This window comes from Frankia sp. CcMO1, assembly GCF_977945845.1.
The window spans coordinates 1-16,072 of record NZ_CDWTMG010000021.1 but is presented as its reverse complement, the minus strand read 5'-3'; the positions used below and the strand labels follow the sequence as shown (position 1 = coordinate 16,072).

The 16,072-nt window shown below is 70.7% G+C and carries 15 protein-coding genes and 1 tRNA gene; 3 read left to right on the top strand and 13 right to left on the bottom strand.

The genetic code is table 11. From position 1 onward, the window contains the following. Nucleotides 1-13: 13 nt before the first annotated feature. From clsA to AC08OU_RS04960, 3 genes are all read right to left on the bottom strand, one after another. The gene (gene clsA / locus AC08OU_RS04970) at nucleotides 14-622 is read right to left on the bottom strand and encodes a cardiolipin synthase ClsA (protein WP_462186272.1); all 609 of its coding nucleotides are present in this window, start codon (nucleotides 620-622) and stop codon (nucleotides 14-16) included. A 257-nt stretch (nucleotides 623-879) separates the two neighbouring features. Beyond that, complete coding sequence (locus tag AC08OU_RS04965; RefSeq protein ID WP_476599222.1) at nucleotides 880-1,959, bottom strand: C40 family peptidase; 1,080 nt, start codon at nucleotides 1,957-1,959, stop codon at nucleotides 880-882. Between the two features lie 532 nt (nucleotides 1,960-2,491). Then, nucleotides 2,492-3,448, bottom strand: a complete 957-nt coding sequence (locus AC08OU_RS04960) for a class F sortase (protein ID WP_476604420.1) — start codon at nucleotides 3,446-3,448, stop codon at nucleotides 2,492-2,494. A 1,147-nt stretch (nucleotides 3,449-4,595) separates the two neighbouring features. Here AC08OU_RS04960 and AC08OU_RS04955 point away from each other — a divergent pair. Then, nucleotides 4,596-4,669, top strand: a tRNA-Pro gene (locus AC08OU_RS04955). A gap of 122 nt (nucleotides 4,670-4,791) precedes the next feature. Here the strand turns inward: AC08OU_RS04955 and der are convergent. The 9 genes from der to AC08OU_RS04910 all read right to left on the bottom strand — a co-directional run bounded on the left by der (nucleotide 4,792) and on the right by AC08OU_RS04910 (nucleotide 13,330). After that, nucleotides 4,792-6,276, bottom strand: a complete 1,485-nt coding sequence (der, locus tag AC08OU_RS04950) for a ribosome biogenesis GTPase Der (RefSeq protein WP_476599228.1) — start codon at nucleotides 6,274-6,276, stop codon at nucleotides 4,792-4,794. Between the two features lie 134 nt (nucleotides 6,277-6,410). Beyond that, nucleotides 6,411-7,250, bottom strand: a complete 840-nt coding sequence (locus tag AC08OU_RS04945; RefSeq protein WP_476604419.1) for a lysophospholipid acyltransferase family protein — start codon at nucleotides 7,248-7,250, stop codon at nucleotides 6,411-6,413. Beyond that, a complete protein-coding gene (cmk, locus tag AC08OU_RS04940; RefSeq protein WP_476594991.1) occupies nucleotides 7,247-8,053 on the bottom strand; it encodes a (d)CMP kinase in 807 nt (268 codons plus the stop codon). The genes AC08OU_RS04945 and cmk overlap by 4 nt, the downstream gene beginning before the upstream one ends. 96 nt (nucleotides 8,054-8,149) lie before the next feature. Beyond that, nucleotides 8,150-9,262: a prephenate dehydrogenase gene (locus AC08OU_RS04935; RefSeq protein ID WP_462186277.1), complete on the bottom strand. Its 1,113-nt coding sequence runs from the start codon at nucleotides 9,260-9,262 to the stop codon at nucleotides 8,150-8,152. Then, nucleotides 9,190-10,038, bottom strand: coding sequence for a pseudouridine synthase (locus AC08OU_RS04930; RefSeq protein ID WP_476601890.1), 849 nt, complete (start codon nucleotides 10,036-10,038; stop codon nucleotides 9,190-9,192). Before AC08OU_RS04930 ends, AC08OU_RS04935 begins: the two co-directional genes overlap by 73 nt. Nucleotides 10,039-10,054: 16 nt before the next feature. Further along, entirely contained in the window at nucleotides 10,055-10,639 is a 585-nt protein-coding gene (gene scpB, locus AC08OU_RS04925; protein ID WP_476601889.1) for an SMC-Scp complex subunit ScpB, read from the bottom strand. After that, a complete protein-coding gene (locus AC08OU_RS04920; protein ID WP_462186280.1) occupies nucleotides 10,636-11,571 on the bottom strand; it encodes a segregation and condensation protein A in 936 nt (311 codons plus the stop codon). The genes scpB and AC08OU_RS04920 overlap by 4 nt, the downstream gene beginning before the upstream one ends. A gap of 40 nt (nucleotides 11,572-11,611) precedes the next feature. Then, the gene (locus AC08OU_RS04915) at nucleotides 11,612-12,301 is read right to left on the bottom strand and encodes a zinc metalloprotease (RefSeq protein ID WP_462186281.1); all 690 of its coding nucleotides are present in this window, start codon (nucleotides 12,299-12,301) and stop codon (nucleotides 11,612-11,614) included. A 39-nt stretch (nucleotides 12,302-12,340) separates the two neighbouring features. Next, complete coding sequence (locus AC08OU_RS04910) at nucleotides 12,341-13,330, bottom strand: ParA family protein (RefSeq protein ID WP_476592406.1); 990 nt, start codon at nucleotides 13,328-13,330, stop codon at nucleotides 12,341-12,343. A gap of 263 nt (nucleotides 13,331-13,593) precedes the next feature. On the opposite strand from AC08OU_RS04910, the gene AC08OU_RS04905 reads away from it, so the two are divergent. Together AC08OU_RS04905 and AC08OU_RS04900 are read left to right on the top strand one after the other, a co-directional pair. Then, complete coding sequence (locus tag AC08OU_RS04905) at nucleotides 13,594-14,682, top strand: S-(hydroxymethyl)mycothiol dehydrogenase (RefSeq protein ID WP_462186283.1); 1,089 nt, start codon at nucleotides 13,594-13,596, stop codon at nucleotides 14,680-14,682. A 201-nt stretch (nucleotides 14,683-14,883) separates the two neighbouring features. Continuing rightward, nucleotides 14,884-15,534, top strand: a complete 651-nt coding sequence (locus AC08OU_RS04900; RefSeq protein ID WP_476604418.1) for an MBL fold metallo-hydrolase — start codon at nucleotides 14,884-14,886, stop codon at nucleotides 15,532-15,534. 41 nt (nucleotides 15,535-15,575) lie between these two features. On the opposite strand, the gene AC08OU_RS04895 is transcribed toward AC08OU_RS04900, so the two are convergent. Then, on the bottom strand, nucleotides 15,576-15,875 hold the full coding sequence (locus AC08OU_RS04895; protein WP_462186285.1) for a GlsB/YeaQ/YmgE family stress response membrane protein: 300 nt from the start codon (nucleotides 15,873-15,875) through the stop codon (nucleotides 15,576-15,578). Nucleotides 15,876-16,072: the final 197 nt, after the last annotated feature.

Genomic DNA, 16,072 nt, shown 5'->3' with positions numbered 1-16,072 from the left:
CGGCTCTCAGCGGTCACCTCCCACTTGCGCCGGTCCGGGCATCCGCCCGGAAGCGCCGGACGAGCTGGCCGGCCTGGACGAAGTACAGAAGACCAGACCACCAGTACAGGGCAGTACCCCAGATCGCGAACGCCCATCCGACCGGGCGTGCCGCGGTGGCCGGCCAGGAATCCCCGGCGGACAACAGCAGGAGAGGGAAGGCATACAGCAGGTTGAACGTCGCCGCCTTGCCCAGGTAGTGCACGGGCAGCGTGACGCCGACCCCGATCCGGCGCAGCAACGGCGGCAGCGCCAGCAGCGCCACGTCGCGGGCGAGGAGCAGAACCGCGAACCAGACCGGCACGATCCCGCGGAGGGTCAGAGCGACGATGGTGGCGAGGATGTAGAACCGGTCGGCGAGGGGATCCAGCAGGACGCCGAGGCGACTCGTCTGGTTCAGCACTCGCGCGAGCTTGCCGTCCAGGTAGTCGCTGATTCCGGCGAACGCGAGAACGCCGAGCGCCGCACCGTCCGCCTTCGGGCCCAGCACCAGCCAGAGGAAGACCGGCACGCCGAGCAGCCGCAGGGCGGACAGCGCGTTCGGAACCGTCCAGATCCGGTCCGAGGCGGCGGGCATGGTCATGCGGCGTCCCTCCTCCACCGGTTGGGCGGCGCGACGCGCCGCGACGGCGGTGGACGGCCGCTCACCACACCCGGCGCTCCCGCAGGTCCCACCGACGGGTTCGGCGCCGGTCAGGACGTCCGAGCCCGGTAGAGGTCGCAACGCCCCGCCGACGGGCCGGACATCGCTGACGCTAGCGGATCGTGGGGCACGGGGAGCGGAGAGGGATCCGCCGGCGGGGTACCCCGGCGTTCGGACCGGGTCAGATGGGACCGGGCTCAGAGGATGCGGCCGACTTTGTAGGTGGAGCTGTAGATGGGCCGCAGCGACACGACACCGCCGGTCTGCGGGGCGGCCCACATATACCCGTTCCCTGCATAGATGCCGACGTGGTAGATATTCCCAGGAGTACCGTAGAAGATCAAGTCGCCGGGCTGTTTGCCCGACTGGGGCACCTTGGCGGAGACGTTGTACTGCCCCTGCGCCATGCGCGGCAGCGAGCGGCCGAGCTGCTTGAAGACGTACTGGGCGAGGCCGGAGCAGTCGAACGAGTACGGGCCCTCCGCGCCCCAGACATACGGCTTGCCCTTGTGCAGTGACGCGAGGTAGACGGCCTTCTCCCCGATCGAACTACCCGGGATGACCTTCGGAATCGCCTGGTCGATCACGGAACCCGACCGTCCCGGACCCGTCGGACTCGTCGGACTCGCGATCGTCACCGTGGCGGCGCTGGCCAGGGAGGGACGCAGGGCGTTCGATCCGTCGAAGACCGCGGTGATCGTCGTCGTGGAGAGCAGGCGCGCGGTGATCTGCGCGGTACCGTTCGCGCCGGTCCGCAACCTCGTGGAGGTCTGCCACTGGGGACCGTTCACCACGACGATACGGACGTCCTGGTTCGCGAGCGGGGTGCCGCTGTCCGATTCCAACGCCCGCACCGTGAGCACCACCGGGGTGTTGGGCGCGACCGAGGTCTTGTCCGCGGCGATCGAGACGCTGGTGAAGACGGGGTCGTGGTCCGCGATGGCGGTGGCCAACGGGGCGAGCCTGCGGGCCGAGGCCGCATCGTGGCCGGTGGCGTGGTGTCCCGGGACGAGCGCGGCTTCCTGGGTGAGGGAGTTCGACTCCAGCGACGAGGTTCCGTCGGTGCCCCCGGGGACGGTGGCCGCGAAGGCGGCGGTCGAGGCCGCGATCGTCCCGGTGGTGAACGCGGCGATGGTGACCGCGCGTCGCGGAGGAGGAGTGGTACGGCGGCGAGCCGCGCCGGAGCCTGAGGAGCCGTGGGGCGCCGACGGGCGCTGACGATTCCGGACGAACTGGTCCCAGTCCTCCGGAAGCCAGGCCATACCACGACGGGGCAAGACGTGTCCTTCCCGTGCGCCTACGAGGGAGCTGTCGGGTTCGGGCTGGTCAGCCCGGCGACCAACGACCCGGTCAGTGCCGTCACCGCCGGAACGCGGCCGGATCCGCCGGCCACACCCGGAACTACGGCTCCCCGCACCTGCCCCGACATACTCGGAGGGGCCGCCGAACCGGGGGCAGGGCCAGGCACATCGGTTCGACGGGTATCTCTATCAAAATAGGTATATCTGTATGACACGTAACAGACACTTCATAATCTGGACACCTAGGGATCGGTAGAACAGAAGTGCCGTTGATGACGATAGTGGACATGCCCGGGCGACCCGCAATCACCCCCACCCCAACACTTGAACACGGCACCAGAAGGCCGCCGCCTCTCAGCAAGAAGTACGGATGCCGTCACGCCGGGTGCCTGTCGGCGGCTCGGTCACGCCACCTCGGTCAGGTCGTCACGACGCCCCCAAGCATCGACGTGTCGTAGATCTCTCCGGCTGTCTCGTCGGCGATCCGGCAGCGGAACGGGCCGGGTCGTCAGGGTGCGGGCTGCGGGTTCACACCCGGGACAGAACCGACCTGCGCCGGCTGCGGCCGTGCCGGCTGGCCTGACGAAATCTGCGCCGGCCTCGGCAGCCCAGGCGACGCGTGCCCAGGCGACGAGTGCGCGGGTACGGGCACTCGCGGCGGATTCGGCGGAAGCATGCTCGCCGCAGACCGGGCCGGCACGACGGGCGCGGCTCCTGCCGAGGATTCGGCGTGCGCGTACACCACCAGGTTGTTGAGATAGTGCCCGGCCTTCCGATCGAAGGCGCCCCCGCAGGTGATCAGGCGCAGTTCAGGGCGGAGTACCGGTCCGTAGACCCGGTTCGCCGGGAACCTCGACTTCACCACGTTCTCCGCGCGATCGACGACAAACGTCGTGGACACGCCGGTCGGCGAGGCGACCTCGACACGGTCGCCGGGCACGAGCTCGTGCAGCCGGTAGAAGACCGCCGGGCCGGTGGTGGAATCGTAGTGGCCGACGAGCACGGCAGGGCCGATGCCGCCAGGCGCCGGACCACGGTCATACCAGCCGACATCCCCCCATGCCTTGGGCACCCCGAGCGTGCCATCCGGGTTCAGACCCAGATGAATGATCGGAGCGTCCACCCTGATCTGGGGGATGCGCAGCCGGGACGGATTGTTAACGACCACCACCGGCTGCTCGGGGACGGCGGGAGGTAGCCCGAACCGGCCGGTCGTCGGCACGGGGGTGGGCGGCAGCGGGACGTCGGCGATGCCGGCCGTCGTGTCCGCCCCGGAACCGCCGCGGACGGCGTCGAACGCCGGTTCCGCCAGCCGGAAACCGCTGCCGAGGACAAGGACCGCCCCGACGAGGAGAAGCCACCGCCAAAGCAGGAGGCGCCTGCCCGCGGCGGGTGCGCGGACGGAGAAGGCCGTCGGTGCGCCGTTCGCGGGCCGCTGGTTACCGCTGCCCGTCCCACCTTTCACAGCTCCTCCCGCCATCCCGCCCGTCGATCGTCTACATGCCCGTGCGGATCGCTCCCGAGGTGGATCGTCCAGCGCACCGCTCGCGGCTCCGAACCGTCACGCGCCCGCACCACAAGGCCACTGATAGTGACTCTATCAATCGGTAGAGATACTTTCCGTGAGCGGCATGCTTGTGAGCGAGGTGCACTGGTCTCAATGATTCCGAGATCACCGAAAACTGGACGAACTAGACCGAAGAAGCGACCCGATCGCCGCCGCGAGGAGGTCGATCCGGCCGCACCACGCCCGGGCGGTTGACCCGCACCCCCACGCTCAGTCGCTAGGGTATCACTCGCAGTAATTAATCGATCACCGTACGTGAGAGAGGGGACCAGATGAAGAAAGGTATGGGTCGGAGCGCCGCCGTTCTCGCGATATCCAGCGCGGCGAGCGTCACCCTCACCTTCGGGCCCGGCCTGGCTGCTGCCCACGCCCTCGACGACAAGGACAACCACCGGTGCGACGACAAGAAGGACGGGTGGGGCATCTTCGGCGACAAGGACGATCGGGACGACAAGGACCGCGACCGCGATGACAAGATCGACGGCGACAAGCAGGTCCGGGCCGATCGGATCGACGACGGCCTGGACGGCAGGAACGGCCTGGACGGCAAGGACGATCGGGACGGCAGGAACGGCCTGGACGGCCTGGACGGCAAGGACGATCGGGACGGCAAGGACGGCAAGGACAACTGGTTCCGCTGGGACGACAAGAAGCGCGACTGCGTCGTCGGTGGCGTCGGTGGCGTCGGTGCCGGAGTCGGGCCGGGGGGCGGGCCGGGGGGCGGGGGGGGGGCCGGGGGGCGGGCCGGGGGCCGGTGTCGCCGCAGGTGGCGGCGGGATGGCCGACCCCGGGTCCTCACCCCTGCTCCCGCTGGCCGGTGCGGCAGTAGGCGCCCTGCTGATCGGCGCCGGGGTTGCCCGACGGCGTGCCCAGGGCGCGAGCTGACCCTGCTGTTCGGCGGCCATGCGGCGTACAGACACCTCGTGGGTGACGGCCTCGGCCTGGTCCCACGCGGAGCCCACGCACGAGGGCCGGGGGTCGCGCCGTTGACGACGCGACCCCCGGTCACCGTAGTGGTCGCCGGTACGGTAACGTTGCTGCCGTACGGGACGTGGCGCAGCTTGGTAGCGCACCAGACTGGGGGTCTGGGGGTCGCAGGTTCAAATCCTGTCGTCCCGACAGAGGTGGTAAAACCCGTTGGTCAGGCTTGTGAGCCTGCTCAACGGGTTTTTTCGTCGTAAGCCGCCGTCCGGCCGGTCCGGAAAACCCGCCCGGCTGGCGGCCGGAACCCGGTCCAACCGTCAGCCGCCGCCCCTGCGGTCGCCGCGTTCACGCACCCGCACCGAGATCGAGATGGGCGAACCGGCGAAGCCGAAGTCCTCCCGGAGCCGGCGTTCCAGGAACCGGCGGTAGGACGACTCCAGAAAACCCGTCGTGAACACCACGAACCGCGGCGGGCGCACTCCGGCCTGGGTCGCGAACAGAACCTTCGGAACCCGCCCTCCACGCGCTGGCGGCGGGGTCGCAGCGACGACCTCACCCAGCCAGGTGTTCAGCCGGCCGGTCGGGATCCGGGTACCCCAGGATTCCAGCGCGGTGCGCAGCGCGGGGGCGAGCCGGTCGGTCGCACGCCCGGTACGGGCTGAGACGTTCACCCGCGGCGCCCACGCGACCCGGCCGAGGTCGCGGACGATCTCCCGTTCCAGGGTGAGCCGGCGGTCGGTGTCCACCAAGTCCCACTTGTTGAAGGCGAGGACGAGGGCCCGTCCCGCGTCGACGACCATCGAGATGACCCGCTGGTCCTGCTCGGTCACCGGCTCGTCCGCGGCGAGCAGGACGATGGCGACCTCGGCGGCTTCCAGGGCCGAGGCGGTGCGCAGCGACGAATAGTACTCGGCGCCGGAGGCCTCCCGGACGCGACGGCGCAGCCCGGCGGTGTCGATGAACATCCACTCCTCGCCGCCGACCGTCACCAGCTCGTCGACCGGGTCCCGGGTGGTGCCGGCGACGTCGTGCACCAACGACCGCCGGCTGCCGGCGAGCTTGTTCAGCAGACGCGACTTGCCGACGTTGGGCCGGCCGATCAGTGCGACCCGCCGGGGGCCGTCGGACTCGGTGAGGATCTCGCGCGGCGCCTCGGGCAACGCGGCGAGCACGGCGTCGAGCAGGTCTCCGCTGCCCCGGCCGTGCAGGGCCGAGACCGGGTGCGGCTCGCCGAGCCCGAGGCTCCACAGCGCCGCCGCATCAGCCTCGAATCGTACGTCGTCGACCTTGTTCGCCACCAGGATCACTGGCAGCCCGCAGCGGTGCAGCACCCGGGCGACCGCCTCGTCGGCGTCGGTGGCGCCGGTGACGACGTCCACGATGAACAGCACCGCATCGGCGGTGTCGAGCGCCGCGCGGGCCTGCTCGGAGACCTGGGCGGCCAGCCCCGTCGCGTCGGGTTCCCAGCCGCCGGTGTCGACGAGGGTGAACCGCCGCCCGCTCCAGACCGCGTCGTAGGCGACGCGATCACGGGTCACCCCGGGGACGTCCTCGACGACCGCGGCGCGCCGGCCGAGGATGCGGTTGACCAACGTCGACTTGCCCACGTTGGGTCGCCCCACAACGGCCACCACCGGTTGACCGGCCCCGGGGCTCGCGAACTCGCCGTCGAGCTCGCCGACGAACCCGTCGGGGCCACCGACGTCATCGCCGAAGCCACCGACGTCATCGCCGAGGCCACCGTTGGCGAACCGGTCGAACCCGGCCGCGCCGAGGTCCGTTGATAGGTCTTGTCCGCTCATCACTGTCACTGCCAACTGTCATCGTGGGACGGGATCGCCTGTGATTCCCGGGCTCGGCGCCGGGCACTCGAGCGTGGTCGGATCGCCGGGGGCTCTCACCCGCCCGTCCGGAGCGAGCAGCGATCTTGCTCAGGTTACCCGGAGCCGGCCCGGTCGGCCCCGCCGGTCCCGCCGGCCTCACCGCAGGCCTCACCGCAGGCCTTTCCGGCCCGGACGGTCGCCAGATGGTCGAGCAGGCGCACCCGGATGTCCTCCGCGACGGCGGCCAGCGCCTTGCGCGAACGTGGGTTCGCCGGCACCTCCACCGCGAACGGCGCACCGAAGACTACCCGGATCGGCACCGACCGGCGCGGCCAGCGCGCCCCCCGGGGCAGGGCGGCACCGGTGTTGATGCAGGCCACCGGTAGGACGCGGCAGCGGCCGTGCACCGCGAGGTAGGCGATACCGTGCTGGACCGCCGCCATCTCCCCGCTGCCCCGGGTGCCCTCGGGGAACAACCCGATCGCCCCGCCGCGGGAGAGCTCGTCCAGTGCGGTGTGCAGGGCCTCCCGGTCGGCCCGATCACGATCGATCGGAATCTGACCGCTGAACAGCAACGCCCGGCCGAGCACCCCCCGGTACATCTCGATCTTGCTCAGGCAGCGCACGGTCCGCGGGGACTCGATCACCACCAACGGGCCATCCAGCCAACTGCTGTGGTTCCCAGCGAAGATCAACGGTTCGTCGAAGGGGACGTTCTCGAGCCCCTCCAGGCTGATCTGCATGACCACCCGGTTGAGGAACCAGCGGACCCCGGGCTTGAGGACGCGGTGCGGGAGGTCGTTGTAGACCGGTGACGCGGCACCCCGGTGGACCGGTCCACGCGCGACCCGGGCGGCCCGCCCGGCCGCCTCCGCGGCACGTTCGCCGGCACCGTCGCCCGGCCGAGCGGCCTCAGCGCGGGGAGCCTCAGCGCGGGGGTTCGACGTGGTCATCTCGTCCGGTTCGGCAGCTGCTCGCAACGCCGAAGCACCTCGTCGACGACTTCGGGCACCGACCGGGCCGTCGAGTCCAGAACCATCGCGTCGGGCGGGATGGCCAGCGGGTCCGCCGCCCGGTTGCTGTCGAGCGCGTCGCGCCGGTCGAGTTCGGCGAGGGTCCGGGCGACGTCGTCAACGCCCTTCTCCCCGAGCTGGCGGGAGCGACGCAGCGCACGGACCTCGGTCGAGGCGGTGAGGAAGACCTTGATCTGGGCGCCCGGCGCCACGACCGAGCCGATGTCGCGACCCTCCACGACGATGCCGCCGGCCGGCAACGCGGCGGCGATCACCTGACGCTGTTGAGTGACGAGCAACGCCCGCACCGCCGGCACCGCCGCGATCGCACTGACCGCGTTGGTCACCGCGCGGGTGCGGATCTGGGCGTCCACCCCGACACCGTCGATGGCGATCGAGGGCTCGTCCGGGTCCGTACCGACCGAGATCACCGCCCGCTCGGCCAGCTCCGCGACCGCCGCCGGGTCCTCGATGTCGATCCGCCGTTCCAGCGCGAGCTGGGTGACTGCGCGGTACATCGCCCCGGTGTCGAGGTACCGCAGGCCGAGACGGCGGGCGATCTCGCGGGCCACGGTGCTCTTCCCCGACCCTCCGGGACCGTCGACCGCCACGATCAGACCCTCGGCCCCGCCTTCGTGGACCGCGGGACCATCTCCCTCGGACCCGAGCGGCGCAGACGTTCCCTCCCGGCTGTCGGTGACCATGCTTCCTGCCGACAGCGCAGACCCGTGGTCGGGCTTCACCCGATTCCTCCGTCCCGGTCACATAATAAATGTTGTCGGATCGCGCCCCCGCGGATGCCGACATGTGCAACCCGGATCAGGCTACTCGGTACGGCATCAGGATCGCCGGTATGCCGTCCAGCCGTTGAGCGTCAATCGGTCGACGAGCTCGTCCGCGGCCGTCGGGTCCACCGCGAGCTCGACGATGCCGGCGGGTGCGTCGAGGCTGTGCTCGAAGGGCCCGACATCCTCGATGTTGATCTGCCACTGGCTGATGAAGCCGACGAGCGCGGCGAGCTGGCCAGGTCGGTCATCGAGCACGACCCCCACCCAGCCCCAGGACTGCGCCGGGGCGCCGGGCTTGCGCGGAAGCAGCGCACGGCCGGCCTGGCCGCACCGCATGAGCCGGGAGACCGCGGCGGTGACCTCGTCACCGGAACCGGTGTCGAGGACGCCGGCGAGCGCGGTGAGCTGGGCGCCGAGGGAACGTACCCGCTCGGCGATCGGGCCGCGGTTACCCTCGATGATCCCCGACCACAGCTCGGCGTCGCTGTCGGCGAGCCGGGTGGTGTCGCGGAACCCCTGCCCGACGAAGGGCACGTCCCGTTCCGGCAGCCCGACGAGCACCCCCGCGAGCGCGCTCGCGACGATCTGGGGCACGTGGGAGACCGACGCCATCGCCGCGTCGTGACGCTGCGGGGTGGTCCGCACCGGCGTGGCCCCGCAGGCGAACGCCAGCGCCACCGTGGCGTGCACCGCGGCCGACCCGGTGTGCGGGACGGGACAGACCGCCCAGACCCGCTCGGCGAACAGGTCCGCCCGGGCGGAGACGGCCCCGTGCCGTTCCCGGCCGGCGATGGGGTGGGCTGGGCACCACGTCGTGAGGTCGCAGCCGAGCTGGACTCCCTCGACCAACGGTCGGACCTTGACGCTGCCGGCGTCGCTGATCGTGTCCGCGAGGCCGGAGCGGGCCAGGGCGCGTACCTGGGCCGCGACACTCGGCAGCGGGGTGGCGACGACCGCATGATCGACCCGCTCCCCCGCCCACGGCCGCCCGGCCCCCATCTTCTCGGCAAGCGCAACCTGTGCCTCGTCCACGTCGCGGAGCAGGACCTCGATGCCCCTTGCCGACAGCGCGAGACCGATACTGGTCCCGATCAGGCCCGTGCCGACGACCCCGACCCGGCGCAGGCGCGGAAGGCATGCGACATCCCATCCCGACCCGACCATGGCCTTGAGCCTAAAGCCTCGAGACCGACGCCGTGATACAGGGTGCCGATCTCGTGACGGGTGAGGTGACGGGCCCGCCCAGCGCGCAGGGTTCCCAGCGACACCGCCCCGAACCGGGTGCGCACCAGCCGATGCACCGGGTGGCCGACGGCGTCCATCATCCGGCGGACGACGTGCTTGCGCCCTTCGTGCACAACGACCTCGACCATCACCCGTCCGTTCGCGTTGTCGACGACGCGCGCCGAGTCCGCGCGCACCGGGCCGTCGTCGAGTTCGACCTCCGCGCGCAGCTGGCGCAGGACGTCGCGGCGCAGCGGACCGGACACCTCGACGAGGTAGGTCTTGGGGACGGCGAACGAGGGATGGGTGAGCCGGTGCGCGAGCTCCCCGTCGTTGGTGACGAGCAGCAGCCCCTCGCTGTCGGCGTCGAGCCGGCCGACGTGGAACAGCCCGCCGCCGAACTCCATGAGCAGATCCGCGATCGTCGGCCGGCCCCGGTCGTCCGACATCGCCGAGAGCACCCCGCGCGGCTTGTTCAACGCCAAGTGGACCAGGCCCGCCCTGGTGACGATCCGCTCACCGTCGACCTCGATGAGGGCGGTTTCGGGATCGACCCGGCGGCCCTGCTCGCGCACCACGGTGCCATCCACCCGGACCCGACCGGCAGCGATCAACTCCTCGCTGTGCCGGCGGGAGCCCACCCCGGCGGCGGCCAGCACCTTCTGCAGCCGGATGCCCTGGTCCTGGGGCTCGTCCGGGCGGTCACCGGTACTCATGACGGGAACCTGGTGCTCATGACGTAACAATGTCATCAATCTCATCGAGACCGGGCAGCAGGGGGGCGAGCGGCGGCAGTTCGTCGAGCCCGCGCAGCCCCATCCGTTCGAGAAAGTAGTCGGTGGTGCCGTAGAGGATCGCGCCGGTCTCCGGATCGTGCCCTACCTCCTCGACCAGGCCGCGGGCGGTGAGGGTGCGGATGACTCCGTCGGCGGAGACACCCCGCACCGCCGAGATCCGCCCCCGGCTCACCGGCTGCTGGTAGGCGACGACGGCCATGGTCTCCAGCGCAGCCTGCGACAGCCGGGCCGACTGGCCGGCGAGCACGAATCGCTCGACCCAGGGGGCGCACTCGTCCGCAGTGTAGAAGCGCCAGCCGCCACCGGTGTGCCGCAGCCGGAAGCCGCAGCCGTCGCGGGCATACTGCTCGGCGAGCTGCGCGAGCAGCCGCTCGACCTCCAGCGCCGGGGCGCCGAGGCCGGTCGCGAGCTCCGCGACGCCGACCGGCTTCTCCGCGACCATGAGGACCGCCTCAAGCAACGCACCCAGCGGCGGCCGGGCCTCCCCGGCAGTCCCGGCAGTCCCGGCAGTCCCAGTCACGACGCCACCTCCCGCGACTCCTCCTCCGCGTCCCCACCGTACCGATCAGATCCGAACAGCCCGTGGCCGATCGGCGGGGCGTCGGCCTCGACCGCCGGATCCAGGGCGATCCAGCGCACCGTCAGCTCACCGAGCGGGACCTGCTGGTCGAAGGAGATCCGGCCCTCGCGGAAGAGCTCCAGCAGCGCCAGGAACCGGGCCACCACCTCGATGGTCTGCCGGCAGCCGACGCACAGCATCCCGAAGGTCGCGGTGCCCACCTCGCGCAGCATCGCGATGACGGCGAGCATATGCTCCCGCACGCTGATCCGGGGCAGGTGCACGTGATCGGTCGCGACCAGCGGCGGCAGCGGCGGCTCACGCAGCCGGGCCGCGAGCGCCGCGAGCTCCGTCGGGCCGATGCCAATCTGGACCTCCGGCAGCGCGGCGGCGTAACGGGGCTCCAGGGGTACCGCCCGGGGGGTATGGCGCGCCTCCAGGGCCATGAGGCCGGCGAAGAGCGCCGCAGCCTCCTTGTACGCCTTGTACTGCAGTAGCCGGGCGAAAAGCAGGTCGCGGGCCTCCAGCAGGGCCAGGTCCGCCGACTCGTCCTCGGACAGGGCACCCGGCAGCAGCCGGGCCGCCTTCAGGTCGAGCAGGGTCGCCGCGATCACCAGGAACTCGGTGGCCTGGCCGAGGTCGAACTGGTCCCCCAGCCGCCGGATGTGCGCGACAAACTCGTCGGTGACCTGGGAGAGCGCGACCTCGGTCACGTCGAGGCGATGCTTGGCGATGAGCGAGAGCAGCAGGTCGAAGGGGCCGGTGAAGTTGTCGAGTTCGACGACGAAGGTCTCCGTGCGCCCACCACGACCCGTCGGCACGCCGGTACGCGGGGCGGCCATCCCGTCGGCCTGGTCGGCCTGGTCGGCCGGAGCAGCTCGAGACCGGGTCATGGCGCCACGCTACGCCCCGGCGGCGTCGGCGTGATCATCATCACCCCAGGTTGAGGCCTATCAGCGAGGCGAGTCCCCGCAGCAACGGGCCGATGAGCTGGCCGATGACCGAGGGGAATCCGACGAACAGCACCGGCAGCAGCAACAACGCCAGCAGGATGCCCAACCCGATGTTGCGCTCGGCTAACTGGTACCGGGCTTTGCGCCAGCCGGCCGTGGTCGGGCCGAGCAGGAACAGCAGCCGCCCGGCGTCTGTCGGGGGGACCGGGATCAGGCTGACGATGAACATCGACCCGAACGTGACGGCCATCCACAACGCGAGCTCGGCACCGAAGCTGTTCGGCACCGTCACCTCGGTGACGCGGTCACCGAGCCGCACCAGCCCCGGCTCGCCGAGCGGCTGGAACACCGCCAGGGTTGCCAGGGCGAGCAGGAGATACGCCAGCGGTCCGGCCAGGACGGCGGCGGCCACGTGGAACCGGCGCCGCCGCCACACGTCGTTCATGGGCACCGACTCGGCCCAGCCGTAGCCGACGACGAAGACAGCGACTCCGCTGAACGGGCTGAGCCGGCCCTTCAGGCCCGTCGTCAGCCGCCCCGAGCGCATCGGGGTCGGGTCACGGACTAGCCGGGCCACGAGCACCTGGGCGGCGTCGTGGGCGAAGATCCCGATGAGGAAGGCGAGGAGGATCCCGAGAAGCGCCGCGGGTTCGGCAAGGTGGAACAGCACGTCGCTACCTTTTCGCCCCGATCGCCCCGTTGTCTCGGTTCAGCCGACGGCCGGCGGCGTGTCGTGCCGGACCATCAGTTCCCGGGCGAGTCGCCGGTAGCCAGCAGCCCCCACCGACGTCGGGGCGTAGGTGGTGATCGGCTCGCCGGCCACCGTGGTCTCCGGGAACCGAACCGTCCTGTTGATCACAGTGTGGAACACCTCGTCCGGGAACCGTTCGACGACCCGGGCCAGCACCTCCCGGGCATGCAGGGTGCGGGCGTCGTACATGGTCGCCAGAATACCGGCGAGCTCCAGGCGTGAGTTGAGCCGCTCGCGCACCTTGTCAATAGTCTGCAACAGCAGCGCCACTCCCCGCAGCGCGAAGTACTCGCATTCCAGCGGGACGATGACGGCGTCCGCCGCCGTCAGCGCGTTCACGGTCAGCAGGCCGAGCGAGGGCTGGCAGTCGACGAGGATGACGTCGTACTCGTCGAGGATCGGCGCCAGCGCGCGGGCGAGGCTGTGCTCGCGGCCGACCTCGGTGACCAGCAGCACCTCCGCGGCGGACAGGTCGATGTTGCTCGGCAGCAGGTCGAGCCCGTCGACCTGGGTCTCGACGATCACCTCGCGGACGTCGGCGTCCCCGCCCAGCAGGAGGTCGTGCACCGTCAGGTCGAACTGCATCGGGTTGACGCCGAGCCCGACCGACAGCGCACCCTGAGGATCGAAGTCGACGAGGAGTACCCGCCGGCCGTACTCCGCGAGCGCGGCACCCAGGTTGATCGTGCTGGTGGTCTTGCCGACCCCGCCCTTCTGGTTGCACATCGCGACGATCCAGGCGGGACCGTGCGACGCCAGCGGGGGCGGGACGGGAAACGACGGCAGCGGCCGCCCGGTGGGCCCGGGCTCGCCCACCCCGGCATCGACACTCTCACCGCCGGCCTCGAGCCGCCCGTCCTCGGACAGGCGGGGATCACCGACCGTCACCTCCCCGTAGAAGCGGCGGGTCGGTGAGGCGACGGACGACGTGTCGGTGAAACGGACCACTGAGGGGTTGCTCCTTCTACAAAGAGCAGAAACGGACCGGTACGAGCGTACCGACACCGACCCGTTCTCGGTGGCGCCGGGTGGCCGTAAAGCGGCGTGTCGCGCCATGAGCGGCGTGACCACGTTGGACGGACCCCACCTGTGTTGGACGGAGCCCACCAACGGAGGTAGGAAAGTCAGACATCGGGGTGACCGCTCCGGTTCGACGAGGGATTCATCTCTCCGACCAGTGCTCGAGGAGACTCGAGGAGAAGGGATCCGGGATGAGCGCGCAGACGGTGGAAGCGGTGGTGGCCCGGGAGAAGGGCGCCGCGGTCTCGCTGGAGCAGATCGTTGTTCCAGATCCGGGTCCGGGCGAGGCACGGGTACGGGTGCGCGCCTGCGGCGTATGCCATACCGACCTGCACTACCGCGAGGGCGCGATCAACGACGACTATCCGTTCCTGTTGGGGCACGAGGCGGCCGGCACCGTCGAATCGGTGGGCGAGGGCGTGGTGGGTCTGGCCCCCGGTGACTACGTGGTGCTGGCCTGGCGGGCCCCCTGCGGAACCTGCCGGGCCTGTCGGCGCGGCATGGCCTGGTATTGCTTCGACTCCCGCAACGCGCGAAATTCGATGACCCTGGCGGACGGGACGCCGCTGGCGCCGGCGCTGGGCATCGGTGCGTTCACGCCGCTGACCCTGGTCGCCGCGGGCCAGTGCGTGCTGGTGGACCCCGCAGCCCGGCCAGAGGCGGCCGGGCTGATCGGCTGCGGGGTGATGGCCGGTTTCGGTGCCGCCGTGAACACCGGCAGGGTCACCCGGGGTGAGACGGTGGCAGTGATCGGCTGCGGCGGGGTCGGCGACGCGGCGATCGCCGGCGCCTCGATCGCGGGAGCACGGAAGATCATCGCGGTCGATGTCGACGACCGGAAGCTCACCTGGGCCCGACACTTCGGTGCCACCGATGTCGTGAATGCCACGGCAGGCGATCCGGTGGCGGCCATCCGGGCGCTCACCGACGGCTTCGGCGCCGATGTGGTCATTGAGGCGGTGGGCCGCCCAGAGACCTACCGCCAGGCCTTCGACGCCCGCGACCTGGCGGGACGGCTGGTCCTGGTGGGTGTACCCGACCCGGCGATGACCGTGGAGCTGCCGCTCGCCGAGGTCCTCGGCCGCGGCGGTCACCTGTCGTCGTCCTGGTACGGCGACAGCCTGCCGAGCCGCGACTTCCCGATCCTCATCGACCTCTATCGCCGGGGCCGGCTAGACCTCGATGCCTTCGTCACCGAGACCATCGGGATCGGCGACGTCGAGGAGGCGTTCACCCGGATGCAGCGCGGCGACGTGTTGCGCAGCGTCGTCATCCTCTGAGTCGTCGTTCACCGGGCCGCCGTCTACTGAACCATCGTTCACTGAACCTTTGTTTACTGGCGAGGTTCGTCGCCGGCGGGCCCACCCGGAGCCGGGAACCGCCGGATACGGTCGACCCCACCGGGTGCACCGCCGTCCGACGGCACCCGCGACACGCGCAGCGGGCAGCGGGCAGACCGATCGGGTCGAGGAGGGGACGCAATGATCGTCAATACCGGGCTTCGGGTGGATCGGGTGATCACGCGCGGCGACTTCACGCTCGACGGTCAGTCGTTCGCGGTCGACAACAACGTCTGGCTCGTGGGAAACGACGACGAGGTACTGGTCATCGACGCCGCGCACGACCCGTCGGTAATCGCGGCGGCCATCGGCACCCGCGTGGTCACATCGATCATCGCTACGCACGGTCATAACGACCACATCAATGCGGCGGCGGAGCTCGCGGACCTGGTCCGGGCGCCCATCGCGCTGCACCCCGCCGACGTGGTGCTGTGGAAGGCGATCTATCCGCACCGGGCGCCCGACCGTGCGCTCGCGGACGGACAGCTCATCGGTCTGCCCGAAGGTGGCGCGCTGCGCGTCCTGCACACCCCGGGCCACTCTCCCGGCGGGATCTGCCTGTTCGGGAAGATCAACGGCGACCCGGTCCTGTTCAGCGGCGACACACTCTTCCGCGGGGGTCCCGGGGCGACCGGGCGGTCCTACTCCGACTTCCCGACCATCCTGGCCTCGATCCGTACCAGGCTGCTCACCCTGCCCGCGCACACCGTCGTGCACACCGGTCACGGCGACGACACGACCATCGGTGAGGAGGGTGTCGACTACGACGACTGGGTGAGCCGCGGCCGCTGACCGGCCGCTTCCCCGCATCACCGCCCGGTGTGCACACCGGGCTAGGGTCGGCCCGCGGTGCGCCGGGTGCCGGTGCTCTGCCCACGACGCGCCGCCCACATCGGGGAGACGATCGCGACCAGCGCGACCGCGACACCAACCTGCAGGATGTGCCGGATCCAGTCGAAGCCGCCGGTGTGGCGCACGCCGAGCGCGCTCGCGATCACGTTACCCACCAGCGCGCCGATGATGCCGAACCCGACCGTCAGCCAGAGTGGGATGTTCTGCCGACCCCGGACGATCAGACGGGCCAGAAGACCGATCACCAGACCGGCCAGAACGATCCAGAGAATTTGGAACACCGGGCACCCCCAGAGCGTGAGTCTGCCTCCTCTTCGTCTCCATGAACCCGGCCGTACAAACACCGCGGGCACCCGACCTGCACCGGATGCACAAACCTTCCTTATTTAGTTTTTTCCTGAAAAATGGGCCCAACCCGGCGGAACACCACCGTAAACATTTGGCCCAGGAGTACGTCCCGATCGGGCCGGGACGTCCA